Below are 26,500 nucleotides of genomic sequence, written 5' to 3' on the forward strand. Positions count from 1 at the left end.
TCGTCGACTATCTACGATGACACTATGCTCGCCTCCCTCGCGTCGTTCACCGTGGCGGCCGTCCTCCTCGTGATCCTCCCCGGACCCGACTCACTCGTTGTGATCCGCGGCCTGACACGCGACGGGCGGGCCGGTGGGGTTCGAACCTCGCTCGGCGTCGTCTGCGGACTGCTCGTCTGGGTGATCGCCGCGGTCCTCGGACTGTCCGCACTGCTCCAAGCGAGCGAGATCGGTTTCGAGATCCTGAAGATCGTCGGAGGCGTCTACCTGGTCTGGATGGGCGTCCAGACTCTGCGGTCGATGCGTGCCCTGCACGCCCAACCGGTGCCTGCGCCGCCCGCCGGGCGCGCAGGAGGGTTCCTCGCGGGATTCCTCACGGACATTCTGAATCCCAAGATCGGCATCCTGTTCATCACGCTCCTGCCCGGTTTTGTGCCGGACGGCTACTCGGCAGCATGGACCACGTTCGGCCTCGGCATGCTCTACGTAGCCCTGACCTGCGTGTATTTCGCGGCCCTCGTCCTCGCCGCAGGCCGCATCGCCAACTGGATGCAGACGCCGCGCATCCGCCGACGCATCGACGCAGTCGCAGGCGTCGCCCTCATCGGCTTCGGAGTCCGACTCGCGACGGAGTAGGTCAGATCTCGACCATCCGATGTTCGCGGGCTGGTCGGCGCTTGCCGCGAATCGTGATCAGGTCACGCGCGTGCAGGTCTAGCGCGACGTCTTTCGGGAGCTGTGGGGTCCAGGGCTTCACGTCGGTGGCATCACCGTTCACGTCGAGAGCGGCCAGAACAGTCAGGCTATGCGCGGCGAGCCGCCTCGTCTCACGTCCTTCCCTCGGCCAATGCGCGTACACGTGCACGGCGACATGCATCGTCTGACGGCCGGTGTGGATCAGACGCGCCTGCACCTCGACCACTTGACCGATGTGAATGGGCCGGTAGAAGCGCACTCCGCCCATGTAGACGGTCACCGCCTCCCCCGACCACCAGCGCACCGCGCACAGGTACGCGGCATCGTCGATCCACCCCATCACCCGCCCACCGTGCGCCTTGCCGCCCCAGTTGACATCGGTCGGGGCCGCCAAGAAGCGCGTCGAGACGTTGAGCGCCGCTGACGTGCCGGAGTAGTCCGCGTCGCTCATCGCCGCCGTGATCCTGTTCCGAACCTCGGTGCGGGCACACGCTGCGTCCGACCGTGCGACGTCGGCCGCCCAGACGGGCTCCCACTGTCGAACGGGCGTCGGGGTCCCCTCCTCATCGACCGAGACGAACACCAGAAGACATCGACTCGCCTCGGTGAACGTGCCGACGCGAGGATCCGCGGAAGCCACCGAGCACTCGATGTGCATGCTCGTCCGTCCGGTGTGGACGAGGGTCGCCGTCACTTCGACGATGTCGCCGGACTCGATGTCCCGGCCGAAGCTGATGTTCCCGACGTACGCGGTCACGCTGTACCCGCCCGACCACGCCGCCGCACAGGCGTACGCCGCCTTGTCGACCCACTCCAGGATCCGCCCGCCCCGGACACCGCCGCCGATCGTCGCCACGTCGGTCGGCGCCGCCATGAAACGCAGCGTCATCTCACGATCGTTCCTCGTCATCCTTCGGCCTCCTCATCGTCGTATCGCTCCATGGTCGGAGGTTCCGGAAACGCACAGTGAGCTGGGGTGACGATGCGAGGGGTCGGCCATGTCGCGGTAACACGGCCGTTACGGGTACCTTCGTCGGATGTCGTCGCAATCGTTCACCGCAGTGCTCGCCGGCACGGCCGCCGTTCTGGCGGTCGTGGTCGGTGTTGCCGTGACCATCGTGGTGCTCGACGGCTCGGAGTCGCCGTCCGCGGCACCGGCGACCACCACAACCGTGATCACCACGACTCCGAGCACTGCGACGACGACGGCCCCGCTCGTGGAGACACCCGTCTACGTGGAGCCGACCGTCGAGACGCCGAGCGGATCACTCGTCACAGAAGGCGGCGAGTGTCTTCCTTCTGAAGTCCGGAGCTTCGGTACCGATGCGTCGGGACGCAGCCTGGTGTGTGGCTACTCCGGGACAGACGCGCCGCACTGGCTCCAACACGCGGACGAATCCGGCGAGATCCACAATGTCGGCGAGCCATGCGACAGCGCCGTCGACTCGGTTGCGAAGGATGAGAACGGCCTGTTCATCATGTGCAGCGGAACAACGTGGGTGACACACCCGTAGACGCGTGTCAGACCTGCCAGCCCTCCGAGGCTCGCCAGCGCTCCCAGAGATCGGCGAACACACCGCCGCCTGTGAGGAGACCGTCGACAGGGCCGCACTCGGCCACCCGCCCGCCATCGAGCACCACGACCGAATCGGCGATCGCCACCAGCGCAGGACGGTGCGTGACGACCACGATCGTGCGAGTGCCCCGAATGCGCTGCAGCGAGTCCACGACCGCCCGTTCGGTCACCACGTCCAGCGACGACGTCGCTTCGTCCACCAACAGCACACCGGCCGGTTTGGCCAGTGCCCGAGCGAGACCGACCCGCTGACGTTCGCCTCCGGACAGGGTGTTTCCACCCTCACCGATCTTCGACTCCCAGCCGTCGGGCAGGCCCGCCAACACGGAGTCCAGCTGAGCGAGATCCGCGATCTCCACCAAGTCGGCGGCGTCTCCGGTCATCACGTTCTCGCGGACGGTTCCGGGCCGAAGGAGTGTGGTCTGGAAGACGACCGCGGAGCCCGCGAGTCGCGTGTCCGCGTCCGACGGCGAACCACCGACCGACACTTGTCCGCCTGACGGTTCGCGCAGGCCCGCGACGACATCGAGCAGCGTCGACTTGCCCGACCCCGAATGTCCGACGATCACCGTGATCTCGCCTCGACCGATCGTCAGATCAACACCGTCGAGCGCACGAGTTCCGTCCGGATAGCTGTAGTCGACCGCGTTCAGGACGACGTCGACCGGGCCGTCCGCGCCGTCAGCCGATGTCTGGACCTGATCTTCCGACTCGACGAGTTCCCGCAGGTCGGCGAGCGTCCGTTGGATTCCCGCGTACGGCGTTGCCAACAACGACAACGACCCGGTGCTCTCGACCATGCGCAATGCGACGACGATGAGCGCGGCGGCGGTCGACCCGGAGAGATCGTCCGACAGGTACAGGGCGCCCGCCGTCACACCGAGCGCGATGAGGACGATCTGTCCGACCACACTGAAGAGGACGTCTCCGGGGATCTGCCACGCGAGCAGTCGGAAGCCACGACTGCGCGACCTGGAGATCACGTCGTCCACCAGTCGCGGTCCCACCCCGGCAGCGCGCAGGGTCGGCTGTGCCCACGCGTACTCCAGCATCCGGTCGTCGAGTTCGCGGCCGGCGGCAGCGAATCCGTCCTCGGCCTTCGCCACGGCGCGTCGACTGAGGAAGAACGCGCCGAACAGGGCGGCTCCGGCCACGAGTCCGACGAGGCCGAGTTGCCACGACACCAGGAACAAGCCGATCGACAGGAACGGCACGAGGAGAGCCGCTCGGATCAGCGGGGAGAACAGCAGGACGATCGCCGACACGGCGTCCGGTCCCGACTTCGCGACGAGGTCACGGAGCATCGATGCGCGCTCACCGTGCAGGTCGGCGGTGTCAAGCGTCCGGATCGCCTGCACACCCGCCCGTTCCGCCGCGTCGATCACGCCGAATCCGACTCGGACGCCGGCTTTGGTGGCGGCCATGTCGGTCGCCCACCCGACGATCAGCGCCGCCGCCATCATCGCCACCCACGGCCACGCATCGGCCGGCTCGTCGCCGAAGAGCGCCGAGAGCACAGGTACCAGGCCGATCGTGGCAGCGGCTTGCAGGATTGTCGAGAAGATCGTCAGTCCGTAAAAGGCTGCCCGGTCGGCACGGTGTGTCCCGCCGGTGACCGCAGCAAGGTCGGTGAAGATCATCGGAGCGCCTCCTGTGCTTGTGCGGTCATCGCCGCGTATCGCCCACCCGCCTCGAGCAGTTCGGCCGGTGGTCCTTGCTCGACGATCCGCCCGCCGTCGAGCACCACGATGCGATCCGAATCGGCGACCGTGTGCAGACGATGTGCGACGACGAGTACCGTTCGGCCGTCGAGCAGCCGAGTGAGACCCTGTCGCACCTCCCATTCGGAATCTGGATCAGCGGCTGCGGTGGCCTCGTCGAGCACCACCAGCCGCGGATCTCCGAGGATGGCGCGGGCGATCGCGATGCGTTGCCGCTGGCCACCGGACAGACTCTCGCGGTCCACGACGGTGTCGTATCCGTCGGGCAACGTCGAGACCACGTCATCGATGTACGCTGCGCGCGCGGCCTCCACGACCGCCGACCGGTCGACGTCCGGCATCCCGAGCGCGATGTTGTCGGCGATTGTCCCGCGGACCAGTTGCACGTCCTGCAACACCACGGCGACCTGGCCACGGAACTGCGCTTCGGGCACATCTCGATAGTCGACGCCGTCGATCAGCACCGTGCCCGATGTCGGGTCCCAGAGTCGTGCCACCAGCGCCGCGACCGTCGATTTTCCGGCCCCGGACGGCCCGATGAGCGCAGTCGTCGTTCCGGCCGCGAGTCGGAGATCGACGTTGTCGAGCACCGGACGTCCGGGCGTGTACCCGAACGTGACCCCGCGCAGCGCGACGGTCGCAGGTCCGGATGTGGGCGGCACGTCGTCGTCGGCGAGAGGAAGCTCCCCGGTGGTCAGCAGCAGGTCGAGGCCGGCCTTGGCCTCCATCCCCTCACGCAGCCCGTTGGCGGCGAACGACGCGCCGAGAAGTCGGTCGCCGAACGACGTCCCGAGAATCAGGAACGGAAGGACCGCGACAGCATCCATCCAGCCCGCGGTGATCAACGCAGTGCCGGCGAGGCAGACCAGCACCATCGACGTCATCGGTCGATTGAGCTGCAACAGGACCGACTTGGTGCCGACAGTCGCGTTCTGCCAGTCCTTCACGAAATCGGTGAGGCGCCGCACCTCGCCAGGCAGATCGACGGTCGCCCGATCACCGAACACACGCGAGGTCTGCTGCCCGCCGATGAATCGCTCTGCATCGCCGGGAAGCGTCGCGTACCACTGCATTCGCCTGGTCAGACGCGGTTTGTCGGCTGTGGCCAGGCGGCCCATCATCACGACGTACACGATCACCGGGACAAGCAGCACCAGCGCGAGACGCCAGTCGACGGAGAACAGGTATCCGAGAATCACCAGCGGTGTGACGATCGCGGCGATGACGTCGGGCACCGCATGCGTGATCAGATAGTGCAGTCCGGAGACGTCGTCCTGCACTGTCTTGCGGATGTCGGAGTGGCGTCGTCCGGCGAACCATCCGAGCGGGAGTCGCGACAGTTTGTCGAGCACCCGGCGGCGCAGCGCCGCCGCGTACACCTGGTCGTAGAAGTGCATGACGGCGATCAAGAGGGCGCTGCCCACACCACCTGCGACCAGCACGATCAACGCCGTGACACCAACGCTGACGAGTTCGGCTCGTTCGGCGCCAGACACGAGTCGTCGAGCCAGTTCGGCGAAGAGGACGAGTGGGATCACCTCGAGCACCGCGAGGACCAGTGCGAACAATCCGGCGATGACCATTGCCGGCACGGCGGGGGCGAGCACCGACGTGGCCTTCGTGGAGGTCTCTTCCCGGACATCCGGCACTTCGGCGGCGATGTCCACATCCGCCTGCTTGCCCATCGCACGGCCTGCAGCCCAGTACGCCTGCGCATGCATCGTGGCCTTGTTGTGGCCGTGATCGCGTGCCAGCGCGGACTTCGCCAGCCGCACCGCGGTGCTTTCAGCCGTCACCCAGGTGGCCCACCCGCGGTAGTCGTCGTCGCCGATGGCGTCCACCAGCGCGCGGCGGTCGGGGCTCGTCGGCACCCAATCGATGGTCAGGCCGTCGTGAGCGGGCGTGGGAAGGTCGAGGTCGTCGTCGTTCTGATACTCCAGAACCATCCGGATCGGCACGCCTGCCGGAATCTGCTCGACCAGGGAGACGAACGCGGGCCACGATGCGACGTCGCCGAGCAGCAGGTACCCGAGCGGGTCCTCGGGCACGTCGTTGCCGTCACCGCTGAGCCTGGTCATCAGCAGTTCGTCGCCGATCGACGCGGTTCGGGCCCACGTCGACGCCGGACCTGCCGGTTCGTGGACGAGGAAGCAGAGCGCAAACGTCCCGGCGGCCGGGTCCGGGTCGACGAAGGTGTATCCGCGCTGGTGGAACTTGGACGGATTGTCTGCGTCGGGAAACCATGCACGGATCCAGGCGGTCGGCTTCTCGCCTGCCGGGTACATGATCTCGGTGCAGCTGAAGTCGATGCGAACGACGTGGTCGGTGATCCACCGGACGCCGGTGACCGTCGCCGGATGGTTCTTCGCGCCGAGTGCACGCAGCATCGCGCCCTGGAATCCAGTTCCCATGAACTCTCCTGAAGATTAGGTTTGCCTAATCTTAGAGGAGTGGTTCACACCTCCGCGCGGCGCACCATCTCCGCGATCCACGTCGGCGCGTACGGCGAGGTGCATCCCGGCGATGTCGGGTAGTCCTCGAGCACCCCCAACCGTTCACCGATCGCGACTGCCCGGTCCCGCAGTTCCGCGTGGCCGATGCCGATCTGCGCCAGAGTGGTGTTCATGGACCACTGCAGCCGGTCCGGCGCGTCCTTCATCTCGGCTTCGATGACGTCCAGCAGCGCCGGAAGATCGAGGCCTTCGGAGTCCTTGGCCACCCGGTCCGCGGTCAGCGACCATCCCGCCGCGGCGACTGCCGGATCGGCGTCGTCGAGCCAGGCGACCCGCAACGATTCCCGATGGGGACTCTTCGCGACGACGTTGCCGATCAGCCAGTCGGTCACTTTCGGTGTGCGGGCCTCGCGCAGCATCGTGTCCAGTTCGGTCGCGGTGAACTCCTTCGGCCGACAGACCAGAAGAGCGACCAGTCGCGCCGCGGTGTCCCCGGTCGCCCACAGGTCGACGGCCAGGGGGTGCTGCGTCTTGCATCGTTTCGCGATCGCACGCAGCGTCGACAGCTTCACCGCGTGGTCGTCTCCGTGCCTGCGATTGATCGCCGACGTCTTCTCGTCGGCGAGGTCGGCGAGTTCGGCGAGGATCGTCTCGACATCGGTCACCAGTCGAGGATAACTGCGACACAGTTGCGACATTCCTGCGTCCGCCGACGCCCCGATCCGAGACATCCGATCGGCAAGGTGGACACCATGACCAATTCTGCTCACCGGATAGGCGCGTTCACCTGCGCCGTCATAGCTTTCGGCCTAGCGGTGGCCTCCTTCGCGATGTTCGTCGCCTCCTACCCCGGACAGACCGCAGACGACGCCGCGATGAAGGCATGGGCGGCGCGGTGGGGCAACGACGTGCCGACCACCGGCTGGCTCGGCGACCATCAGCTGATACTGCTCGCCGTCATCGGCGTCGTGATCGGCGCGGCCTGTGTGTGGCGCCGATCGACGCGGCTGGCAGTGCACGCCGCGGCCGTCATTCTCGGCGCCGTCGCCGCCGCAGTGTTTCTGAAGCACGGCCTCGACCGGCCGTCGTTCGGTGTCGGGACCGCCAACAACTCGTTCCCGTCGAACACCGTCGCGGCGTTCGTCGCAGCAGGGATGGCCCTGGTCGTTGTGGTTCCGCAGCGGGTCAGGACGGTGGTAGCAGTCGGATCGAGCGTCGGAGCCGTCGTCGTGTCGGCCGCCGTCGTCGCCCTGCAGTGGCACCGGCCGTCGGATGTGATCGGGGGCTGGCTCATCGCGATCGCCGCCGCGGCGGCCGCTGAGTGCCTGGTGCCCGTTCGCGGTCGCCGCGTGGCCGCGCATCAGACGAACCCCGGGACCAGGCTCCACACTGTGCAAAGCTAGTCCAAGCATGCGACTTCTATTGATCGAGGACGACCCGCACATCGTCGAGGCGCTTCAGATGAGCCTGGAACGCCTCGATCACACTGTGCGGGCCGAGCCCGCCGACCCCGGCGTCCGACTGTCGGGGCTTCTCGACGCAGCAGACGTCGTGATTCTCGACATCGGGCTGCCCGGCGCGGACGGCTTCAGCGTCTGCCGTTCGATTCGGGCGATCAGTGACATCCCGATCATCATGCTGACCGCCAGGTCGGACGACATCGACATGGTCGCTGGGCTGGAAGCCGGCGCGGACGACTACGTCGTCAAACCGGTGAGCCCGCGAGTCCTCGACGCCAGGATCAAGGCGAACGTCCGGCGCGTCGCGAGTGCCACGGTCGGTCCACCTCCGTCGACGGCGACCGCCGACTCCGTGACCCTCGGCGACCTGATCGTCGATCGCGGTGCCGCCCAGGTGCGGCGGGACGGGGAACCGTTGCCGCTGAGCCCGACCGAGACTCGCTTGATGCTGACGTTCGCCGATCACGTCGGCCAGGTCCTGAGCCGGGATCAGCTCCTCGAACTCGTGTGGGACCAGTCGTATCTCGGAGATTCACGCCTCGTCGACAACGCGATTCAGCGTTTGAGAACCAAGATCGGAGACCACCACATCGAGACGGTCCGCGGTTTCGGTTATCGGTTCGCACCATGCGCGTGACGCCGTGATCGCCAGACTGCTCCCCAGCCTGCGAGCCCGAGTCCTCCTGGGGACTGTGCTCGTTGTGCTCGTGACAGCGCTCGGCGCGGGCGGCGCCACCGCCTTGTCCGCCCGATCCTGGGCCTACCAGGACGCGCAGGACGCCGCTCTGGCGACGTTCACCGACGAGATGGCAGCGCTCCGCGACAACCCGATGGACGTCCCCGCCGATGTCATCGTCACCGTCGGCGGCGAGGTGATCGCCGATCCGCGGGCCACCGCCGATCTCGTGCCGACCGACCTCCGCGCCAACGTCGACCGCAATCCCACCCTGTTCCGGTTCGAACGACTGTCCTCCGAGCGGATAGCCATCGGGTATCAGCCGGGCGGAGACTTTCCCACTCGCAGCTACTTCGTCGTCAGGCCGCTGCTCGACGTGTCCGAACGCCTCAATCACCTCATGACGATTCTCGCTGCGGCCGTGGCAGGCAGCGTGGTGCTCGGCATCGCGCTCGGCGCGTTCGTGGTCCGGTCCGTCGTGCGCCCGCTCAAGAATGTCGAAAGCGCGGCCAAGAGGATCGCAGCAGGTGACGACGGCGTCCGCATGCCGCCGACAGACGTGCGCGAACTGCAGGACGTGACGGCATCGTTGAACGACATGCTTGATGAGCAGGACGCCGCGCTGACCGTGCTGAAGGAAGAGGAACAACGCGCGCAACGGTTTGTCGCAGACGTGTCGCACGAGCTGAGGTCCCCGCTCGCCGCGATGGTGCCCGCCGCAGAGGTGCTGCAGGAGGAACTGGCCGACGACCCGGGATTCGCGGGACGAGCGGCGAGCCTGGTCTCCCGTGAGGTCACCGCGATGGCGGCCCTGGTCGAGGACCTGCTCGAGATGACGCGCCGCGATGCGGGGCTGGCCGACGTCTCCGTCGAGACAGTCGACGTCCTGCGGGTCCTGACCGACGCGCTCGATCGCCGCGGCTGGTCGGACGTCGAGATCCGAGGGTCGACGATATCGGTGTCGACCGACCCGAGGCGCCTTGTCGCGGTGGTCACGAATCTCGTCGGGAACGCCGTCCGGCACGGCGCCTCCCCCGTGTCGGTCCACGTCTCGCACCGACCGGGAGTGCTGACGGTCGCCGTCGTCGACCGCGGCCCAGGGGTCCCGGCCGAACACGTGTCGAGGATCTTCGAGCGCCTCTACAAGGCGTCGGACGCTCGGACGCGCACCGGGGGCGCGGGCCTCGGCCTCGCGATCGCCAGGGAGAACGCTCAACTGCTCGGCGGCGACGTCCGATACCTGCGCACCGACGTCGAGGGCTCACCTGCGACGGTCTTTGTCGCAGAGGTCGCCGACTCGCAGACCCGACCACCTACGACACGACCGCCGCACAGTAGCTCCACCGGCGGGACCTGACCGGGACATCCGCCGCCGATTCTGGGTGCATGACCACCAGAATTGTTCGCCTCCTCGCCGTCGCCGTCGTGTCCGTGTCGCTCATACTCGTCTCGACCGCCTGCCGCATCGGCGACGTCTCCCGCTCGCTCGTCGACACGTCCGAGAACGGGTCGCTGCCCGACGAGGGCGTGACGGTCGACTCGTCGTCGGCCGCGATCACTCGACTGGATCCGGATCTCTTGGATGCGCTGCGTCGTGCCGTCGCCGACGCACGATCGCAGAACATCGACATCCGCATCACCTCGGGTTGGAGGTCGAGGGACTTCCAGCAGTCGTTGTTCGCGGATGCAGTCGGGACGTACGGTTCCGAGGACGCAGCGTCCCGCTTCGTCGCCTCCCCCGACAAGTCGAAGCACGTGACCGGCGAAGCGGTCGACGTCGGTCCCACCGACGCGATGGATTGGATGTCGCGCAACGGATCCGACTACGGGTTGTGCCAGATCTTCGCGAATGAGCTCTGGCACTACGAACTCGTGGCCGACGACGGCTGCCCGGACCTCCTGCCCGATGCGAGTGCGCTGTGACCCCGGTCGCTCTGACCGGCCAGGTACCGTAGAGGTCGTGGCAGACACTGCAGCATCCCACCCGAAGCGACACCGACCTGCGTTGATCGCACTCGTGGTGGTCGCCGCGGGAGCCTGCCTGGCGCTTGCATGGTGGCAGTGGGGCCGGTTCGAATCGTCATCGGGCAGCTTCCAGAACCTCGGCTATGCACTGCAGTGGCCTGCGTTCGCCATCGCCGTCGTGTACGCGTATCGCCGGTTCGTCGTGATGGAGTCCGATCCGGACGCTGTTCACACCGCCGCCGAACGTCGGGGACCCACCGAGATCCCCGATGGCGTCCTACCTGCGCGTCCGACGGCAGGTGATCCGCACATCGCGGTCTTCGACGAACCCGACGACGGTCTCGCCGACTACAACCGGTATCTCTCCGAACTCAACGATCGCGGCGACGACGTCCGCTGATCTGCACTGTCTGATCTGCACCGAAGGAACATCTGTGACCGACATGTCCAAGGCGGAGTCCGCCGCCACTCAGAAGCGCGTGCACGGCGCCCTCGTCCGCTACCGCGTCCTCGCCTGGATCACCGGTATCTGGCTGCTGGCTCTGGTCGCCGAGATGGTCGCCAAGTACGGCTTCGACGTCGACGGTTACGGCTGGGTCGGCATAGCTCACGGCTGGATCTACTTCGTGTACCTGATCTTCACGGTCGACTTGAGCATCAAGGCTCGCTGGCCCCTGCCCAAGCTGGCGCTGACCGCCATCGCCGGAACCATCCCGTTCCTGTCGTTCTACTTCGAGCACATTCGCACCCGCGAAGTGAAGTCGGAATTCAACCTCTCGTAGGCGCAGTTCGACCCTGTCCTGATCAGGCCAGGGTCCGCAGCAGCGGAACCAGCTGGACCAGAGCCTTGCCGCGGTGGCTGAGTGCGTCCTTCTCGTCGGGCGCCAGTTCAGCCGACGTGCGGCCGCCCGCAGCGGCGTCGTCGGGTACGAACAGCGGATCGTAGCCGAATCCCTCACCGCCGCGGCGCTGCGCGATGATCGCCCCACGCCACTCCCCTCGCACGACGGTCTCGGCACCGTCGGGCATGACGAGCGCACACACGGACACGAACGCGGCCCCGCGTCGATCCTCCGGCACGTCGCTCAGCTGGGCGAGCAGCAGATCGTTGTTGCCCTCGTCGACAGAACTCCCTGACACCAAGCCGCCGGACCAACGCGCCGACAGGATGCCCGGCATTCCGTTCAACGCGTCGACGCAGATTCCCGAGTCGTCGGCGAGCGACGGCAGTCCCGTCCGCGCCACCGCCTCACGCGCCTTGATCAGCGCGTTCTCCTCGAACGACGCCCCGTTCTCGACGGGTTCCGGGTACGCCTCGACGTCGCCGAGGCCCACCACGGTGAGCCCGGAGATGCCTGCCGCCTCGACAACGCGACGAAGTTCCTTGAGCTTCTTCGCGTTGCCGGAGGCGAGGAGGACTCGACCGGTCACTTGGCGGTCGGCAGGTCGCCGGGATACGGCTCGGCGAGGACGGCGCGCTGCGCGTCGACGATCTGTGCGATGCCCGCTTCTGCGACGTCGAGCATCGCGTCGAGGGTGCGTCGCGGGAACGTCGCGCCTTCGCCGGTGCCCTGGACCTCTACGAGGGTTCCAGCGTCGGTGGCGACGACGTTCATGTCGATCTCCGCGCGCGAATCCTCTTCGTAGGGCAGGTCCAGCCGCACGCGGCCGTCGACCACGCCGACGCTGATCGCCGCGATGACGCAGGACAGCGGCTGCGGGTCGTTGAGCTTGCCGGCCGCGCCGAGCCAGGTGACGGCGTCGGCGAGTGCGACGTATGCGCCTGTGATGGCTGCGGTCCGGGTGCCGCCGTCCGCCTGGAGAACGTCGCAGTCGATGGCGATCGTGTTCTCACCGAGGGCCGCGAGGTCGATGCACGCCCGCAGGGACCGTCCGACGAGGCGGCTGATCTCGTGTGTGCGGCCGCCGATCTTGCCGCGGACCGACTCACGCTTGTTGCGCTCGTGCGTGGCCGCCGGGAGCATCGAGTACTCCGCCGTCAGCCAGCCCAGTCCCGAACCGCGGCGCCACGACGGCACCCCTTCGGTCACGGACGCCGTGCACATCACTCGTGTGTTGCCGAATTCCACCAGGACCGAACCCGCCGGGTGCGAGGTGAATCCTCGGGTGAACTTGATGGGTCGAAGCTCGTTGTCGGCCCTGCCGTCTGCTCGTGTGCTCACGATGCCCACTCTATCGCTCGGCGGCGACTCAGAAGGCGAGCGGCCGGTACGACAGAGCTCTGTCGACGATCTGCTCAGGCGTCAACGATGTCGGACTCCACCACATGTAGTCGCTGATCTGCGGGTCGGACACCGCGTCGCAGATGCGTTGCATGATCGCGTCCGCGGCATGGTCGTCGGCGGCCGATTCAGGATCCATCGCCTCACGAACCAACTCGATCAGCTCGTCGCGGGTCATGCCGAAGGGACCCACGGTGGATGAAAGTTCGTCCATGTAGTGCAGGTTATCGCCGATTGATGAGGTCCATGCGCGGCCGCCGCGTCTGAGCGATTCCTCGATCACGCGCTGGCGTGCTTCGACAGCGCCGCGCGTTCCCGCGGCAGTTTCCGTTCCCACTCTTCGGCGGGACGAAGCGCGGGAACGAGAAGTGCCGCGGGAGCGGACCGACGACCGTTCTGACAACAGGCCTCGGCGTGCCGTTGAACCAGCCCGGGCTCGCGACGTTTCGACACGCCTCGTCGCTGCGCTCCTCGACGGCTCAACGAGCAGGAAGGGGCTGCACGCGTCAGACGGGTTTGCGGACCTCGATGATCTGACCTTGGTGAACGAGTTGGAGGGGGCCGGCGTACGCGCCGGACGCCTCGTCGAGGATGGCGTCGGAGTCGGTCCACGGGACCACGTGAGTAAGCGCGAGGGACCGGACGGCGGCGTCCGCCGCGACCTGCCCGGCTTCCACGCCCGACAAGTGCAGCCCCTCCGGCCGGACATCGGGGTCGTGTGTCCACGACGCCTCACAGAGGAAGAGGTCGGCGTCGCGCGCCAGTTCGACCACCTCGTCGCAGACGCCGGTGTCGCCGCTGTACGCGAGGACCTCACCGTCGGGCCCGGTGATCCGCAGACCGAATGTGGCGGGAGGGTGATTGACCTTGAACGGCTCGATGTGGAGGCCGTGCACGTCGACCGCCACTCGGTCCTGCCACTCCCGGACGTCATAGGTGTCGGAGATGTCGTCGATCTCGCCGGGGTACTCGCTGGAGCCGGCACCGATGCGCAGTGCGGTCCCCTCCGGCCCGAACAGGAAAGACCGCTCGGTCGCACTCTCGGGCGCCCATCGACGCCACACGAGCATCGCCGTGAGGTCCATGCAGTGGTCCGCGTGCAGATGACTCAGCAGGACAGCCACGTGGTTGGGGTTCGCGTGCTGGAGAAGTTCGCCGAAAACGCCGTGTCCACAATCGATCAACACGGGCGGGTGGCCGTCGGCCTGCACGAGGTATCCCGAACAGGCAGCACCGGGGCCGTTCACACTCCCTGAGCACCCGAGCACCGTCAATCGCATGGGCACCACTCTGCCATGCACCGTCGCGAATCAAGAGTCGAACGGCCGCCGCGTGACTGACGAATTCACCGCCGTCCATTTATGGGACGGGTCACACAAATCGCCCTAGAAATGGGCGACGTGCCCGATCTGCGGTCCGAGGAAGCGCTTGGACAGTTTCGCGAAACTCTCGGGATCACCTGTGGCAGAAAACAATCGGTGAGCGTCGCGGCCATCGTGGGGATGCAGCTGATCGGATTCGGTCAGTACCCGGAAGGTGTCTTTCGCAGTCTCCTCCGCACTCGACACGAGGGTCACCTCGTCGCCCATCACCAATTGGATGACACCCGACAGGAGCGGGTAGTGAGTGCACCCGAGGACCACCGTGTCGACGCCCGCCTCCTGAAGAGGTTCGAGATATCCCTGCGCCAGTTGCAGGATCTGCCTGCCGCTGGTGACCCCGCGCTCGACGAAATCGACGAATCGCGGGCAAGCGACAGCGGTGATCTCCATGTCGCGTGCCGCCGCGAACGAGTCCTGATATGCGCGAGACGCGATCGTCGCCTCCGTTCCCAGCACGCCGATCCGGCCGTTCCGAGTTGTCGCGACCGCACGCCGGACGGCGGGCAGGATCACTTCGATGACGGGGATGGGTGCATACCGCTCACGCGCGTCACGCAGCATCGCGGCCGACGCCGTGTTGCACGCGATCACGATCGCCTTCACTCCCCGGCGGACCAACTCGTCACCGATTGCGAGAGCATGCCCGCGGATCTCGGGGATCGTCAGCGGGCCGTAGGGTCCGTTGCCGGTGTCGCCGATGTAGACGATGTCCTCATCGGGCAGCAGGTCGATGACGGCGCGCGCCACCGTCAGACCGCCGACGCCGGAGTCGAAGATGCCGATCGGTCCGTGATTCAGCGGAAGCCTCCCTGGTCGAGTGCCGGCTTCTCCGGCTTGTCGCGTGCGCTGACCGCTGCGGCGAGCACGCCGCCGATCGCTCCGAAAAGATGTCCCTGCCAGGAGACGCCCGCGGTGCCCGGCAACGCTCCCCACAGGATGCCGCCGTAGATGAACACCACAACGATCCCGCCGAGCACTTGCCACACGTCGCGGTTGAACGCTCCGCGCACGATAAGGAACGTCAACCAACCGAAGACGATTCCCGACGCGCCGATCGTCACCGAGTCGGACGGCGAGATCAGCCACACTCCCAGCCCGGACGTCACCCAGATGACGGCGGTCACGGCGACCGCGTGTCCGGACAGCACCACGAAGAACCCGAGCACCACGCCCGGCAGGAGATTGCCGACGAGATGTGCGAAGTCGGCGTGCAGGAACGGCGCCCAGAGAATGCCCAGCAGGCCCGACCAACTGCGTGGAACGATGCCGTGCGCATCGAGCCGGCCGTCCATCACGGTGTCGATCAGTTCAATCGCGAACAGCACCGCGGCCATCACGGCGACGGCGATCACCGCCGACAACCACCGGCCCCAGGGTGCGTCGGGCTTCGTTGGGCTCGTCGTGTCGGGGATCATTCCGCCTCGACTCCGTTCGATGAACCGGAGTCGCGGCCCGACGCCACGAACGCGGACGGCACGGCGTCGCGATAGGCGGGGATCCCCGCGACCGACGTCGCGTTGACGACAGCCGAGACGATGGCGCGTTGAACGACGACCGCGGACGCCTCGCTCAACGCGGCGACGACGGCGGTGTCGGGTTCCATGCCCGGTGGGATGGGCACCGCGGCATCGGCGTCCACCGGAGTCCCTCCGGTCGCGACAGCGAAGAGGGTGTCACCGTCCAACGGCGAGTGGGCCGGCCGGACCGCGCGAGCGAGACCGTCGTGTCCGGACATCGCGAGACGTCGCAGCGCCGCGACCGGCAACGCGGCGTCCGTCGCGACCACACCGATCGTGGTGTTCAAGACTGTTCCTTTCGCAGACAGTTCTCGAAGTCCGGTGATCTCCCCCGCCGTGGGCGTCGTGAGCCCGTGCCAAGCGAGGTCGTCCGAGCCCCACGGGAGACCCGTTGCCGGATCGATCACCTGGCCGACGGGATTCGCGACCACAAGAGCACCGACCGTCAGTCCGCGGGCCGGTCCGTCGGCCAGCGTCAACGACGCCGTCCCGACTCCACCCTTGAGTGCACCGGCTCGTGCTCCCGCACCCGCACCGACGGAACCGACCTCGACGTCGCGGGTCGCGGCGGCGAGCGCTCGGCGTCCGAAGTCGGCGTCGGGTCTGTTGTCCCATCGTCCGACCGGCAGATCGAATATCACCGCGCCCGGAACGATCGGAACCACGTGGCCCTGCAGGTCCATCGGCAGACCCACGCCGTCGGCCTCCAGTCCGAGCATCACGCCGTCGGCCGCTGCGAGTCCGTAGGCGCTGCCGCCGGTGAGGACGATCGCGTGTGCGCCGCGGACGCTGTTCCCCGGCTCCAGCAGGTCCGTCTCCCGAGTTCCGGGGCCACCTCCGCGCACGTCGACCGCGGTCGTCGAACCGTCGGGGACACGCACGACGGTGGTGCCCGTCGCCCAGCCGACTCCGGGTTCGGTCAGGGTGGCGACGACCACCTCGTCGTCGATCCGGTGCGCATGTCCCACCGTGACGCCTGCGACGTCCGAGATCGTGCCACCGGTCGCAGTGATCATTCGCCGGTCTCCCAGTCCGATTCGGTCCACTCATCGGCCATCAGTGCCTCGACGAGCAGTCCTTGGACGACGGACAGCCAGTCGTACACGTCGCGGTGCGCCGCCTGGGGATGATCCGGCGCCAGGCGCATCGGCTGTTCGTCGATCCCGAGCATCGCGCCGAGCGCCAGTCGCACGTCGGTGAGTGCGGCGAGCCACCGGTCGGCTTCGCCCTCGGTGAGCCGGATGTCGCCGCCGCCCGACGGCAGCGTGTCGAGGACGGTGGCCGCCGCCTCGAGTTTCGCGTCGATGATCTTCGGTTCGTTGACGCTGCGGAGACCGCCGTTGAGATCGGAGGCCAACGACGCTGCAGTGAGCTCGGGCTCCTGATCCGGCCGGTGGAAATCGGGCAGGAGGCGCCCGAGGGTGACGTCTTGCGGCGCTGTGGTGTGTCCGGTGGTGATGCCGGTGAGGGCCGACAGTTCGTCGCGTGGCGCGGAGTCGCCTCGCTCGGTGAGTATCTCCGCGATCGACTCGACCATCGATGCGAGGAGTTGGCACTCGTAGCTCTCGAGGTTCGAGCAGATCCGCACGTCGGCACCGGATCCGGTGCGCCGCCAAGTTCTCATACCGCAGTCCTCATACCCAGCTCCTCGTGCCGCAAGCCGTCATTTGTCGTGCTGCATGGTCGCCCACAGGCCTGCGGCCTGGAGTTTCTGCACGTCACCCTCGACCTTGGTGCGATCGCCCGACGACACGACGGCCTTGCCTTCGTTGTGCACCTGCATCATCAGCTCACGCGCCTTGACCTCGGAGTACCCGAACAGCTTCTGGAAGACGTAAGCGACATAGTTCATGAGATTGACGGGATCGTCCCAGACCACCGTGACCCACGGCCTGTCGGTCACGACCTCGGGTTCGGCTACCGCCGTACCGGTGCTCGTGCCCGGCGTCACGTCATCGCGCACCATGAGTAATAGGGTAGCGAACGTGACCGCTACAGCGCTTCTCACCGACCAGTACGAACTGACCATGATCTCGGCCGCCCTGCGCGCCGGGACAGCGGATCGTCCCTGCGTGTTCGAGGTATTCGCGCGCCGACTGCCCGACGGACGTCGCTACGGCGTCGTCGCGGGCACCGGGCGGGTGCTCGACGCGCTCGCCGACTTCCGCTTCGGTGACGACGAGATCGCCGCGCTCGACGGCATCGTCGACGAGCAGACTCTCGCCTGGCTCGCCGACTACCGCTTCACCGGCGAGATCGACGGCTACCGGGAAGGTGAGCTCTACTTCCCCGGGTCGCCGATCATGACGGTGCGCGGTGGCTTCGCAGACGCCGTGATCCTGGAGACGATGATCCTGTCGATCCTCAATCACGACAGCGCCATCGCCTCGGCCGCCGCTCGAATGGTGAGCGCGGCCGCCGGTCGACCGATCATCGAGATGGGCGGTCGACGCACCCACGAACGGTCGGCGGTCTCATCGGCGCGAGCCGCGTACATCGCGGGCGTCACCGCGACGTCGAACCTCGAGGCTGCACGCACCTACGGTGTCCCCAGTGCAGGCACCGCCGCGCACGCTTTCACCCTCTTGTTCTCCACCCACGCGGGCACTGACGAGAAGGCCGCATTCGCTGCGCAGATCGACGCGCTCGGCGTCGGGACCACCCTGCTCGTCGACACTTACGACATCACGACGGGTGTCTCGAACGCCGTCGCCGTCGCCGGCCCCGAGCTGGGCGGCGTCCGCATCGACTCCGGCGATCTCGGTGTCCTCGCGCGTCAGGTCCGAGCGCAGTTGGACGGGCTCGGCGCACCCGACACGAAGATCGTCGTCTCCGGTGATCTCGACGAGTACGCGATCGCGTCCCTGCGCGCCGAACCCGTCGACACCTACGGCGTCGGGACTTCGCTCGTCACCGGCAGCGGCGCACCGACTGCGGGCATGGTCTACAAGCTCGTCGAGGTCGACGGCGTCCCGGTCGCCAAGCGAGCCAGTCACAAGGAGAGCCACGGCGGCGCCAAGCGCGCAATCCGTGCAGCCCGCGACACCGGGACCATCGTCGAGGAGATCGTCGTGACCGGCGGCACGGACGTGGCCGCCGCCGATCTCGTCGACGCGGGTAATCTGGACGTTCGGGACCTGCAGATCCCGCTGGTGCGCAAAGGTCGTGTCGTCGAGGGTCTGCCCACGCTGGTCGACGCGCGGGATCACCTCGCTCGTGGCCTCGTGTCGCTTCCATGGGAGGGCCTCGGCCTGAGCCACGGCGACCCTGCGGTCCCCACCCGATACGTGACCCGACCGGAGAAGTGATGACCGACAACCGCGCATTGATCGTCGTCGACGTGCAGAACGACTTCTGCGAGGGCGGCGCACTCGCGGTTCGCGGCGGAGCGGCCGTCGCCGGGTCGATCAACACGATCACCGACGACTACAGCACCGTCGTCGCCACCCGCGACTACCACATCGATCCGGGTGACCACTTCTCCGACGACCCCGACTACGTCGACTCCTGGCCGCCGCATTGCCGGGCCCGCACCGACGGCGTCGGATTCCACCCGACGCTCGACACCGAACCGTTCGCGGCGGTCTTCGACAAGGGCGCGTACAGCGCCGCATACTCGGGTTTCGAAGGCTCCGACGCCGACGGCACGTCGCTCGCGGAATGGCTCGCCGACCACGGCGTCACCGAGGTCGACGTGGTCGGCATCGCGACCGATCACTGTGTCCGGGCGACGGCCGTCGACGCAGTGAAAGCGGGACTGCGCACGCGAGTGCTGCTCCCGTACACCGCAGCCGTCGCCGAGGCCACGACCGAGTCCGCGTTCGCACAGATGCGTGAGCTCGGCGTCGAGCTCTCCGGCGACTTGTTGTACACCGGTGCTCCCGCCGACAGTTCGACGCCCGACGCCCAGTGACCGACATCCCCGCCGTTCCCGAACTCCTCGACCACGCGGTCACCGAACTCGGAGGCAGTCGGCGCGAGGGGCAGCTGGCGATGGCCACTGCCGTCGCCGCCGCCATCGACGACGACGTGCACCTCGCCGTCCAGGCCGGAACCGGTACCGGTAAATCACTCGCCTACCTCGTGCCGTCGATCCGGCACGCGGTCGAGAGCAACGACACCGTTGTGGTGTCCACCGCGACGATCGCCCTGCAGCGCCAGCTCACCGAACGGGACCTCCCCCGGTTGTCGAAGGCGTTGGCGAAGCCCATCGGCCGCGAGCCCACGTTCGCGATCCTCAAGGGCCGCGCCAACTACCTGTGTCTGAACAAGATCCACTCGGGTGTCGCCGAGGAACCCGACACGGAACTGTTCGACGCGTTCGAGCTGTCCCGGACCGGGCGCGAGGTGACCCGCCTGCGCGAATGGGTCTCCGACACCGAGACCGGTGACCGCGACGATCTCCCACAGGGCGTGAGCGATCAGTCGTGGCGACAGGTCAGCGTGTCTTCGCGGGAGTGTCTCGGCGCCAACAACTGCCCGTACAGCGAAGACTGCTTCGCCGAGATCGCCCGCCGCAAAGCCGGCGCGTCGGACGTCATCGTCACCAACCACGCGATGTTGGCGATCGACGCGATGAGCCCGGCGACGATCCTCCCCGAGCACAAGGTGGTGGTGATCGACGAAGCGCACGAACTCGTCGACCGCATCACCTCGGTCACCACCGAGGAGATCTCCGCCGCAGGTGTGTCGCAGGTCGCGCGACGCTGCGGGAAGCTGATCGACGACGAGACCGCCGACGCGCTCGTCGGTGCGGGCGAACAGCTCGGCATCCTGCTCGAGGACTCCCCCGCGGGCGAATGGGTGCGGCTTCCGAACGGCGCCGGAGAGATACTCGCATCGTTGCGCGACCGCCTCTGGAATGCTCGGAGCAGCATCGGTCCGGCGAGACAGGGATCGGCAGGCACCGACCCGGAGGCCGCCGCCGCCCGCCAGATGGCGATGTCATCCGCCGACTCCATGCACGACGCCGTGGTCCGTGTCCTCACGATGTTCGGCGAGAAGGACATCACCAAGCGATACGACGTGGTGTGGAAGTCGGTCGACGACTTCCGGAACAACACCCGTCACGTGCTCCGGATCGCGCCGCTGTCGGTCGCCGGGCTCCTGCGGACGTCGCTGTTCACCGATTCGACGGTGATACTGACGTCGGCCACGCTGACGATCGGCGGCAACTTCGACGCACTCGCCCGTACATGGGGACTTCCCCCTCAGGGCGGCTCCCCGGACAGCACCGCTGTGGAGGGCGCGGGTTGGCGTGGAATGGATGCGGGTTCGCCGTTCGACTACCCCAAGGCCGCGATCCTGTACGTGGCCGGGCACCTCCCCCCGCCCGGACGCGACGGGCTCTCCCCGAAGACCCTCGACGAGATGGTCGGCCTGATGGAAGCCGCAGGTGGACGCACACTCGGCTTGTTCTCCTCGATGCGAGCAGCCAAGGAGGCAACCGAGAAGCTCCGCGATCGAGTGGACTTCCCGATCCTGTGCCAGGGCGACGACGCGACGTCGACGCTCATCAAGAAGTTCGCCGACGACGAACGGACGTGTCTGTTCGGCACGCTCTCGCTCTGGCAGGGCGTCGACGTCCCCGGTTCGTCACTGCGACTGGTGATGATCGACCGGATCCCGTTCCCCCGCCCCGACGATCCACTGCTGTCGGCGCGGCAGCGCGACGTCGACGCGCGCGGCGGAAACGGCTTCCTCACCGTCTCGGCCAACCACGCGGCGCTTCTGCTCGCCCAGGGCGCGGGCCGGCTGCTGCGATCCACGTCGGACAAGGGTGTCGTCGCCGTCCTCGACTCCCGTCTCGCGACAGCTCGATACGGCGGCTATCTGATGGCCGGCCTGCCACCGTTCTGGCGCACCCGCGATCCGAAGCCCGTTGTCGCGGCTCTGCGGCGCCTGGCGTCGAGCTGACCGATGCGCGACCCGATCGATCGCCTGCTCGCCGGAACTCATCCGCGCCCCGACGCACTCCTCGGGCGGCACGACGGCGTGCTGCGCGCACTCCTTCCCGGCGCAGACCAGGCGTGGATCGACGGTGCGGAGATGCGTCGGATTCGCGGCCCGCTCCTGGAGGGCACGAGCACCGGCGACTCGATGATGCAGGTGCGCTACGGCGACCACGTGCAGACCGTTCACGACCCCTACCGCGTCCCATCGCGTCTGACCGACGACGACCGCCGCGACATTCGGCTGGGGGCGGGGTTCCTCGTCGACCTGCTCGGATCGTTCCCCGTCGACGACGGTGTGCATTTTGCGGTGTGGGCGCCGAACGCCCGCGGTGTGACCGTGTTCGGCGACTTCGATTCATGGGGTGCGGGCAGCTTCCCGATGGTGCTGCGCGACGGCGTCTGGGAGGTCTTCGTCCCGGGCGCCCGCATCGGCGACAGGTACAAGTACCGGGTCGTCGGAGCCGACGGCCTCACCCGAGACAAAGCCGATCCACTCGCCCACCGCACCCAGCGCCCACCGGAGACCGCATCGATCGTCACCGCGCCGAGCGAGTTCGAGTGGAGCGATGCGACCTGGCTCGGTGACCGAGTCGTCGAAGACCACGGCCGCGTTCCGTTCAGCGCGTATGAGGTCCATCTGGGGTCGTGGCGCCGGGGCCTCGACTACCGACTCGCGGCCCGCCTGCTCGCCGATCACCTGACGGACCTGAACATCACACACGTACAGCTCCTGCCGGTCACCGAGCATCCGTACGGTCCGTCGTGGGGCTACCAGGTCGGCTCGTTCTTCGCTCCGACAGCTCGGTTCGGCGAACCCGACGACCTGCGGTTCCTCGTTGATCATCTGCATTCGCGCGGACTCGGCGTGATCCTCGACTGGGTGCCCGCCCATTTCCCGAAGGACACCTTTGCGCTCGGCGAGTTCGACGGCACCCCGCTGTACGAGCACGCCGATCCCCTGCGCCGCGACCAACCCGACTGGGGCACGTACGCGTTCAACCTCGGGCGCGACGAGGTCCGCGCGTTCCTGCTCGCGAGCGCAGACTACTGGTGCCGCGAGTTCCACGTCGACGGTCTGCGGGTGGACGCGGTCGCCGCGATGCTATACCGCGACTACTCGCGCGGCGAAGGCCAGTGGCGGCCCGCGGCCGACGGAAGCCACCGGAACGAGGAGGCCGTCGACTTCCTGTCTGACCTCACCGATCTCGTGCACGACCGTCACCCGGGCGTAATGATGATCGCCGAGGAGTCGACCGCGTGGCCCGGCGTCACCACGCGCACCGAAGACGGAGGTCTCGGGTTCGACTTCAAATGGGACCTCGGCTGGATGCACACCACCCTCGGCCACTTCGCCGCGCCGACCGGCGACGGCGGCGTCCTATCGCTCGCCGCATCGTTGTCGGAGGCGAGCAGGGAACGCTACGTGCTCCCACTCAGTCATGACGAGATGGTGCACGGCAAGGGAACCCTCGTCAGCCGGATGCCCGGGGATGATCTGCGGACACGGGCGGATCACGTCCGAACGCTGCTCGCCTATCAGTGGGCGCATCCCGGGAAGAAGCTCCTGTTCATGGGTCAGGAATTCGCGCAGGTCGACGAGTGGTCCGACCATCGCGGCCTCGACTGGGATCTGCTGCACGGCGACGACGGCCCGGTGCACCGAGGGGTCGCAGCGCTCGTCCGCGACCTCGGCAGGTTGTTGCGAAAGACTCCCGCGCTCTATGCGGGAGACTGCGACGCCACCGGGCTCGACGTGTTGACCGCGAACGACACGAGCAACCAGGTCATCGGCTTCGTGCGACGCGACCCAGCAGGCGACGGTCTCGTCGCCTGCCTGTTCAACTTCTCCGACGCCGACCTGCCGGACTACCGGATCGGCCTTCCGCGCGGCGGCCGCTGGGCCGAAGTGCTCAACTCCGGGGCGCTGGACTACCAGGGCCGCGGGATCGGCAACTTCGGCGCCGTCGACGCCGAGGCCCGACCGAGCCACGGCCGTCCCTTCAGCGCCTCGATCACTCTCCCCGCCCGCTCCTCGATCTGGCTCGTTCCAGCCTGACCTCCTGCTCCCACTGCTCGTTGAGCGAGCGAAGCGAGTCGAAGCGTCGTGACAAGCACCCGAACCGAGTCGAAGAATCGTCCACCCCAGCTAAGCGGCGACGTCACCACGCTGCGACTCGCTGCGCGGTTCTTGAGCGAGCTTGCGAGCCGAAAGGCGCTCAACGAGCAGGAAATGGCGACGCTCAGTGAGCAGGAGGCGGCGACGCCCAGCAAGCGGGAAGGGCCCCGCCTAGAACAGCAGGAAAGGGCGCCGCTCGACGAGCAGGAGGGTCGAGTCAGTACAGGGCGGTGGCGAGCTTCCGGCGCGCTGCGACGACAAACGGCTCCGCGGGGTCGAACAGGTCGAACAACTCGAGGAGCCGAGTGCGGGCGCGGGTGCGATCGTCGCCGTCCGTGAGGCGGACCAGGTTGATCAGCGCGTCGAACGCCTGCTCGGGACGTTGCCCGAGGAGCAGAACGTCGGCGGCCGCGAGTTGGCCGTCCACATCGTCGGCCGCCGCAGTAGAGATGATCGACGGATCGTGCTGCTGCGCGCGGACCATGAATCTGATGTTGCGGACCGCCGAGGCGGCCTCCGACTTCGGTCCGTCAGTCGTGGCGATCGCCTCGTACGCGGCAAGCGCGGCGTCTGTGTCACCCGCGTTGAGAAGTTCTTCCGCCGCGACCATCCGCGGATCGTCCGCAGGTTCCGGCTCGGCGGCCGCGGACGCGACCGGGACGCCGGCCTGCGCGGCGACGTCCTGGATCCACGCGGCGATCTCCGCGGGCTCCTTCGCGCCGTCGAACGCCGACACCGGCTGCTGGTTCCACATCGCGATCACCATCGGCACGTTCTGCGCGCCGAAGGCCTGCGGAATGCGAGGCGCTGCGTCGACGTCGACCAGCGCCAACGTCCATGCACCGCCCGCGGCGACGGCAAGCTGTTCCATCGTCTGCCCGAGGTGGACGCTCGGCTCACTCCATCGCGCCCACAGCAGGAGCAGCACCAGTTCCCGTTCGGAACGGACGATCACGTCCGCTTCAAACGTCGGCTCGCTGACCTCGATGATCGACGGTCCGCCGTCGGCGGGCGGCGGCGTCGGTTCGGGCTTGGGTGCGGCCAGCGCCGACAGGTCGACAGCTCCCCCGACGCCCCGACGTGCGCCCATCGGACCGGTCACGCCGAGACCTTGTCGCGCTCGTCGTCCGGCGTGGCCGGAGCCGCGGACAGTTCACCGAGGTGACCGTTACGACGTGCCCACACCTCGAACCACACCGTGAAGAACGGCGGGATCGACGCGACGAGGGCCAACGCGAGAACCTTGAGGTTCCATTTCAGTGCCCGCGCCGTCAGGAGTGCGAGCAGCACGTAAATCACAAACACGATGCCGTGGACCATGCCCGGGATCCGGATCGCCGAGTCCATGTCGGCTACACGCTTGACGATCATCGCGACGATGAGTGCGGCCCAGGTGACCGCCTCGACGATCGCGACGAAGCGGAAGCGCTTGGCTGGAGTGCTGAGGTCGAAGAAGTTCTTCATCGCCGGATCACGCCTTCGGAACGCGCACGATCAGGGCGTCGCCCTGTCCGCCTGCGCCACACAGTGCGGCCGCGCCGACGCCGCCGCCGCGACGTGCCAGTTCGAGTACGAGGTGAAGCGTGATGCGTGCGCCGGACGTGCCGATCGGGTGGCCGAGCGCGATCGCGCCGCCGTTCACGTTGACGATCTCCGGGTCGACGCCGAGTGCGTCGGTGGAGGCGAGACCGACAGCTGCGAACGCTTCGTTGATCTCGACGAGGTCCAAGTCGGCCGGGCTAATGCCCTCCTTCTCGCACGCCTTCTTGATGGCGTTGGCCGGCTGCAGTTGCAGCGACGAGTCCGGACCCGCGACGACACCGTGGGCGCCGATCTCGGCGAGCCAGGTGAGGCCGAGCTCCTGCGCCTTGCTCTTGCTCATCACGACCACTGCGCATGCACCGTCGGAGATCTGCGATGCCGAACCGGCGGTGATGGTGCCGTCCTTGCGGAACGCCGGGCGCAGACGTCCGAGCGATTCGACGGTGGTCTCGGCGCGGACGCCCTCGTCGGTCGTGAACTGGATCGCTTCGCCCTTGCGCTGCGGGATCTCGACCGGGACGATCTCGTTGTCGAAGACGCCGTTGGCGATGGCCTGTGCGGCGCGGCGGTGGCTCTCGGCGGCGAACGCGTCCTGCTGCTCACGGGTGTAGCCGTCGGTGTCGTTGCCCTGCTCGGTCAGCAGACCCATCGGCTGATCGGTGAACGCGTCGTGCAGGCCGTCGAACGCCATGTGATCGACGAGTTCGGTGTTGCCGTACTTGAAGCCGCCACGGCTGCCGGGCAGAACGTGCGGGGCCTGAGTCATCGACTCCTGACCGCCTGCGACGACGACGTCGAACTCGCCTGCGCGGATCAACTGATCGGCGAGAGCGATCGAGTCGATGCCCGACAGGCACATCTTATTGATCGACAGCGCCGGGACGTCCCATCCGATTCCCGCCTTGACCGACGTCTGACGCGCGGGCATCTGGCCTGCACCGGCGGTGAGGACCTGGCCCATGATCACGTAGTCGACCACTGCGGGGTCGACGTTTCCGCGCTCAAGCGCCGCCTTCACGGCGACTGCGCCGAGGTCGACGCCGGAGAAGTCCTTGAGGGATCCCTGCAGGCGACCGAGCGGCGTGCGAGCGCCGGAGACGATGACGGTGGTGTTGTCGGACATTGGAGCCAACTCCTTGTTGAAGGTCGCGCGGGCGCGTTTGTGCCCTGCGCGCAGCAGCGGTAGTCGGTCTCCACGC

At 67.6% G+C, this 26,500-nt stretch carries 28 protein-coding genes; 12 read left to right on the plus strand and 16 right to left on the minus strand.

The window, feature by feature from the left end:
* Positions 1 to 24: 24 nt before the first annotated feature.
* Entirely contained in the window at positions 25 to 636 is a 612-nt protein-coding gene (locus WFK36_RS11795; RefSeq protein ID WP_336791846.1) for a LysE family translocator, read from the plus strand.
* Position 637: 1 nt separating this feature from the next.
* On the opposite strand, the gene WFK36_RS11800 is transcribed toward WFK36_RS11795, so the two are convergent.
* A complete protein-coding gene (locus WFK36_RS11800) occupies positions 638 to 1,606 on the minus strand; it encodes an acyl-CoA thioesterase (protein ID WP_336791848.1) in 969 nt (322 codons plus the stop codon).
* Between the two features lie 127 nt (positions 1,607 to 1,733).
* Between WFK36_RS11800 and WFK36_RS11805 the strand changes: the two genes are divergently transcribed.
* Entirely contained in the window at positions 1,734 to 2,210 is a 477-nt protein-coding gene (locus WFK36_RS11805) for a hypothetical protein (protein ID WP_336791849.1), read from the plus strand.
* A 7-nt stretch (positions 2,211 to 2,217) separates the two neighbouring features.
* Here WFK36_RS11805 and WFK36_RS11810 read toward each other — a convergent pair whose 3' ends face one another.
* Genes WFK36_RS11810 through WFK36_RS11820 form a run of 3 tightly spaced genes read right to left on the minus strand, consistent with a single transcriptional unit; the run spans position 2,218 to position 7,144 of the window.
* On the minus strand, positions 2,218 to 3,912 hold the full coding sequence (locus WFK36_RS11810) for an ABC transporter ATP-binding protein (RefSeq protein ID WP_336791850.1): 1,695 nt from the start codon (positions 3,910 to 3,912) through the stop codon (positions 2,218 to 2,220).
* On the minus strand, positions 3,909 to 6,404 hold the full coding sequence (locus tag WFK36_RS11815) for an ABC transporter ATP-binding protein/permease (protein WP_336791852.1): 2,496 nt from the start codon (positions 6,402 to 6,404) through the stop codon (positions 3,909 to 3,911). The genes WFK36_RS11810 and WFK36_RS11815 overlap by 4 nt, the downstream gene beginning before the upstream one ends.
* A 44-nt stretch (positions 6,405 to 6,448) precedes the next feature.
* Positions 6,449 to 7,144, minus strand: a complete 696-nt coding sequence (locus WFK36_RS11820) for a DNA alkylation repair protein (RefSeq protein ID WP_336791854.1) — start codon at positions 7,142 to 7,144, stop codon at positions 6,449 to 6,451.
* A 54-nt stretch (positions 7,145 to 7,198) separates the two neighbouring features.
* On the opposite strand from WFK36_RS11820, the gene WFK36_RS11825 reads away from it, so the two are divergent.
* The 6 genes from WFK36_RS11825 to WFK36_RS11850 are packed head-to-tail and all read left to right on the plus strand — an operon-like array spanning position 7,199 to position 11,329.
* Entirely contained in the window at positions 7,199 to 7,849 is a 651-nt protein-coding gene (locus WFK36_RS11825) for a phosphatase PAP2 family protein (protein WP_336791856.1), read from the plus strand.
* A 7-nt stretch (positions 7,850 to 7,856) separates the two neighbouring features.
* Positions 7,857 to 8,543: a response regulator transcription factor gene (locus tag WFK36_RS11830; protein WP_336791858.1), complete on the plus strand. Its 687-nt coding sequence runs from the start codon at positions 7,857 to 7,859 to the stop codon at positions 8,541 to 8,543.
* Between the two features lie 4 nt (positions 8,544 to 8,547).
* Entirely contained in the window at positions 8,548 to 9,939 is a 1,392-nt protein-coding gene (locus tag WFK36_RS11835; protein ID WP_336791860.1) for a sensor histidine kinase, read from the plus strand.
* A 29-nt stretch (positions 9,940 to 9,968) separates the two neighbouring features.
* Positions 9,969 to 10,505, plus strand: coding sequence for a M15 family metallopeptidase (locus WFK36_RS11840; protein WP_336791861.1), 537 nt, complete (start codon positions 9,969 to 9,971; stop codon positions 10,503 to 10,505).
* A 37-nt stretch (positions 10,506 to 10,542) separates the two neighbouring features.
* Positions 10,543 to 10,947 (plus strand): glucitol operon activator, encoded by a 405-nt coding sequence (locus WFK36_RS11845; protein WP_040519903.1) that lies wholly within the window; start codon positions 10,543 to 10,545, stop codon positions 10,945 to 10,947.
* A 43-nt stretch (positions 10,948 to 10,990) separates the two neighbouring features.
* The gene (locus WFK36_RS11850; protein ID WP_336791937.1) at positions 10,991 to 11,329 is read left to right on the plus strand and encodes a DUF3817 domain-containing protein; all 339 of its coding nucleotides are present in this window, start codon (positions 10,991 to 10,993) and stop codon (positions 11,327 to 11,329) included.
* Positions 11,330 to 11,351: 22 nt separating this feature from the next.
* On the opposite strand, the gene rdgB is transcribed toward WFK36_RS11850, so the two are convergent.
* From rdgB to clpS, 9 genes are all read right to left on the minus strand, one after another.
* Positions 11,352 to 11,978: an RdgB/HAM1 family non-canonical purine NTP pyrophosphatase gene (rdgB, locus tag WFK36_RS11855; RefSeq protein ID WP_336791862.1), complete on the minus strand. Its 627-nt coding sequence runs from the start codon at positions 11,976 to 11,978 to the stop codon at positions 11,352 to 11,354.
* The gene (rph, locus tag WFK36_RS11860) at positions 11,975 to 12,730 is read right to left on the minus strand and encodes a ribonuclease PH (RefSeq protein WP_336791863.1); all 756 of its coding nucleotides are present in this window, start codon (positions 12,728 to 12,730) and stop codon (positions 11,975 to 11,977) included. Before rph ends, rdgB begins: the two co-directional genes overlap by 4 nt.
* A gap of 28 nt (positions 12,731 to 12,758) precedes the next feature.
* Positions 12,759 to 13,004, minus strand: coding sequence for a hypothetical protein (locus WFK36_RS11865; RefSeq protein ID WP_336791865.1), 246 nt, complete (start codon positions 13,002 to 13,004; stop codon positions 12,759 to 12,761).
* Between the two features lie 292 nt (positions 13,005 to 13,296).
* Positions 13,297 to 14,070 carry a cyclic nucleotide-degrading phosphodiesterase gene (locus tag WFK36_RS11870; RefSeq protein ID WP_336791866.1) on the minus strand — a complete coding sequence of 258 codons (774 nt, stop codon included), beginning with the start codon at positions 14,068 to 14,070 and terminating at the stop codon, positions 13,297 to 13,299.
* A gap of 105 nt (positions 14,071 to 14,175) precedes the next feature.
* Positions 14,176 to 14,970, minus strand: a complete 795-nt coding sequence (gene murI / locus WFK36_RS11875; RefSeq protein ID WP_336791939.1) for a glutamate racemase — start codon at positions 14,968 to 14,970, stop codon at positions 14,176 to 14,178.
* Entirely contained in the window at positions 14,967 to 15,587 is a 621-nt protein-coding gene (locus WFK36_RS11880) for a rhomboid family intramembrane serine protease (RefSeq protein WP_336791868.1), read from the minus strand. Before WFK36_RS11880 ends, murI begins: the two co-directional genes overlap by 4 nt.
* A complete protein-coding gene (locus WFK36_RS11885) occupies positions 15,584 to 16,705 on the minus strand; it encodes a P1 family peptidase (RefSeq protein WP_336791869.1) in 1,122 nt (373 codons plus the stop codon). The genes WFK36_RS11880 and WFK36_RS11885 overlap by 4 nt, the downstream gene beginning before the upstream one ends.
* Entirely contained in the window at positions 16,702 to 17,313 is a 612-nt protein-coding gene (gene aosR / locus WFK36_RS11890) for an oxidative stress transcriptional regulator AosR (protein WP_336791870.1), read from the minus strand. Before aosR ends, WFK36_RS11885 begins: the two co-directional genes overlap by 4 nt.
* Positions 17,314 to 17,352: 39 nt before the next feature.
* Positions 17,353 to 17,655: an ATP-dependent Clp protease adapter ClpS gene (clpS, locus tag WFK36_RS11895; protein WP_008378781.1), complete on the minus strand. Its 303-nt coding sequence runs from the start codon at positions 17,653 to 17,655 to the stop codon at positions 17,353 to 17,355.
* Between clpS and WFK36_RS11900 the strand changes: the two genes are divergently transcribed.
* From WFK36_RS11900 to glgB, 4 genes are read left to right on the plus strand one after another with little or no spacing between them, the layout of a single operon-like run.
* A complete protein-coding gene (locus tag WFK36_RS11900) occupies positions 17,654 to 18,997 on the plus strand; it encodes a nicotinate phosphoribosyltransferase (protein ID WP_336791872.1) in 1,344 nt (447 codons plus the stop codon). The genes clpS and WFK36_RS11900 overlap by 2 nt on opposite strands.
* Entirely contained in the window at positions 18,997 to 19,602 is a 606-nt protein-coding gene (locus tag WFK36_RS11905) for an isochorismatase family protein (RefSeq protein WP_336791873.1), read from the plus strand. The genes WFK36_RS11900 and WFK36_RS11905 overlap by 1 nt, the downstream gene beginning before the upstream one ends.
* Positions 19,599 to 21,605, plus strand: coding sequence for an ATP-dependent DNA helicase (locus WFK36_RS11910; protein WP_336791875.1), 2,007 nt, complete (start codon positions 19,599 to 19,601; stop codon positions 21,603 to 21,605). The genes WFK36_RS11905 and WFK36_RS11910 overlap by 4 nt, the downstream gene beginning before the upstream one ends.
* Before the next feature lie 3 nt (positions 21,606 to 21,608).
* Complete coding sequence (gene glgB, locus WFK36_RS11915; RefSeq protein ID WP_336791876.1) at positions 21,609 to 23,699, plus strand: 1,4-alpha-glucan branching protein GlgB; 2,091 nt, start codon at positions 21,609 to 21,611, stop codon at positions 23,697 to 23,699.
* A 277-nt stretch (positions 23,700 to 23,976) separates the two neighbouring features.
* Here the strand turns inward: glgB and WFK36_RS11920 are convergent, their stop codons facing one another.
* Genes WFK36_RS11920 through WFK36_RS11930 form a run of 3 tightly spaced genes read right to left on the minus strand, consistent with a single transcriptional unit; the run spans position 23,977 to position 26,424 of the window.
* The gene (locus WFK36_RS11920; RefSeq protein ID WP_336791877.1) at positions 23,977 to 24,861 is read right to left on the minus strand and encodes a tetratricopeptide repeat protein; all 885 of its coding nucleotides are present in this window, start codon (positions 24,859 to 24,861) and stop codon (positions 23,977 to 23,979) included.
* Complete coding sequence (locus tag WFK36_RS11925; RefSeq protein ID WP_336791878.1) at positions 24,858 to 25,223, minus strand: DUF3817 domain-containing protein; 366 nt, start codon at positions 25,221 to 25,223, stop codon at positions 24,858 to 24,860. Before WFK36_RS11925 ends, WFK36_RS11920 begins: the two co-directional genes overlap by 4 nt.
* Before the next feature lie 7 nt (positions 25,224 to 25,230).
* Positions 25,231 to 26,424, minus strand: a complete 1,194-nt coding sequence (locus WFK36_RS11930; protein ID WP_008378768.1) for an acetyl-CoA C-acetyltransferase — start codon at positions 26,422 to 26,424, stop codon at positions 25,231 to 25,233.
* Positions 26,425 to 26,500: the final 76 nt, after the last annotated feature.

It is taken from the genome of Gordonia malaquae (assembly GCF_037148075.1).
Taxonomy (GTDB): Bacteria; Actinomycetota; Actinomycetes; order Mycobacteriales; family Mycobacteriaceae; genus Gordonia; species Gordonia malaquae.

What these genes read in the sequence shown, in the direction of transcription:
- WFK36_RS11795 (WP_336791846.1), top strand. Translation starts at nt 25, where the DNA reads ATGCTCGCCTCCCTCGCGTCGTTCACCGTGGCGGCCGTCCTCCTCGTG.
- WFK36_RS11800 (WP_336791848.1), bottom strand. Translation starts at nt 1,606, where the DNA reads ATGACGAGGAACGATCGTGAGATGACGCTGCGTTTCATGGCGGCGCCG.
- WFK36_RS11805 (WP_336791849.1), top strand. Translation starts at nt 1,734, where the DNA reads ATGTCGTCGCAATCGTTCACCGCAGTGCTCGCCGGCACGGCCGCCGTT.
- WFK36_RS11810 (WP_336791850.1), bottom strand. Translation starts at nt 3,912, where the DNA reads ATGATCTTCACCGACCTTGCTGCGGTCACCGGCGGGACACACCGTGCC.
- WFK36_RS11815 (WP_336791852.1), bottom strand. Translation starts at nt 6,404, where the DNA reads ATGGGAACTGGATTCCAGGGCGCGATGCTGCGTGCACTCGGCGCGAAG.
- WFK36_RS11820 (WP_336791854.1), bottom strand. Translation starts at nt 7,144, where the DNA reads ATGTCGCAACTGTGTCGCAGTTATCCTCGACTGGTGACCGATGTCGAG.
- WFK36_RS11825 (WP_336791856.1), top strand. Translation starts at nt 7,199, where the DNA reads ATGACCAATTCTGCTCACCGGATAGGCGCGTTCACCTGCGCCGTCATA.
- WFK36_RS11830 (WP_336791858.1), top strand. Translation starts at nt 7,857, where the DNA reads ATGCGACTTCTATTGATCGAGGACGACCCGCACATCGTCGAGGCGCTT.
- WFK36_RS11840 (WP_336791861.1), top strand. Translation starts at nt 9,969, where the DNA reads ATGACCACCAGAATTGTTCGCCTCCTCGCCGTCGCCGTCGTGTCCGTG.
- WFK36_RS11850 (WP_336791937.1), top strand. Translation starts at nt 10,991, where the DNA reads ATGTCCAAGGCGGAGTCCGCCGCCACTCAGAAGCGCGTGCACGGCGCC.
- WFK36_RS11865 (WP_336791865.1), bottom strand. Translation starts at nt 13,004, where the DNA reads ATGGACGAACTTTCATCCACCGTGGGTCCCTTCGGCATGACCCGCGAC.
- WFK36_RS11870 (WP_336791866.1), bottom strand. Translation starts at nt 14,070, where the DNA reads ATGCGATTGACGGTGCTCGGGTGCTCAGGGAGTGTGAACGGCCCCGGT.
- WFK36_RS11880 (WP_336791868.1), bottom strand. Translation starts at nt 15,587, where the DNA reads ATGATCCCCGACACGACGAGCCCAACGAAGCCCGACGCACCCTGGGGC.
- WFK36_RS11885 (WP_336791869.1), bottom strand. Translation starts at nt 16,705, where the DNA reads ATGATCACTGCGACCGGTGGCACGATCTCGGACGTCGCAGGCGTCACG.
- aosR (WP_336791870.1), bottom strand. Translation starts at nt 17,313, where the DNA reads ATGAGAACTTGGCGGCGCACCGGATCCGGTGCCGACGTGCGGATCTGC.
- WFK36_RS11900 (WP_336791872.1), top strand. Translation starts at nt 17,654, where the DNA reads ATGAGTAATAGGGTAGCGAACGTGACCGCTACAGCGCTTCTCACCGAC.
- clpS (WP_008378781.1), bottom strand. Translation starts at nt 17,655, where the DNA reads ATGGTGCGCGATGACGTGACGCCGGGCACGAGCACCGGTACGGCGGTA.
- WFK36_RS11905 (WP_336791873.1), top strand. Translation starts at nt 18,997, where the DNA reads ATGACCGACAACCGCGCATTGATCGTCGTCGACGTGCAGAACGACTTC.
- glgB (WP_336791876.1), top strand. Translation starts at nt 21,609, where the DNA reads ATGCGCGACCCGATCGATCGCCTGCTCGCCGGAACTCATCCGCGCCCC.
- WFK36_RS11925 (WP_336791878.1), bottom strand. Translation starts at nt 25,223, where the DNA reads ATGAAGAACTTCTTCGACCTCAGCACTCCAGCCAAGCGCTTCCGCTTC.
- WFK36_RS11930 (WP_008378768.1), bottom strand. Translation starts at nt 26,424, where the DNA reads ATGTCCGACAACACCACCGTCATCGTCTCCGGCGCTCGCACGCCGCTC.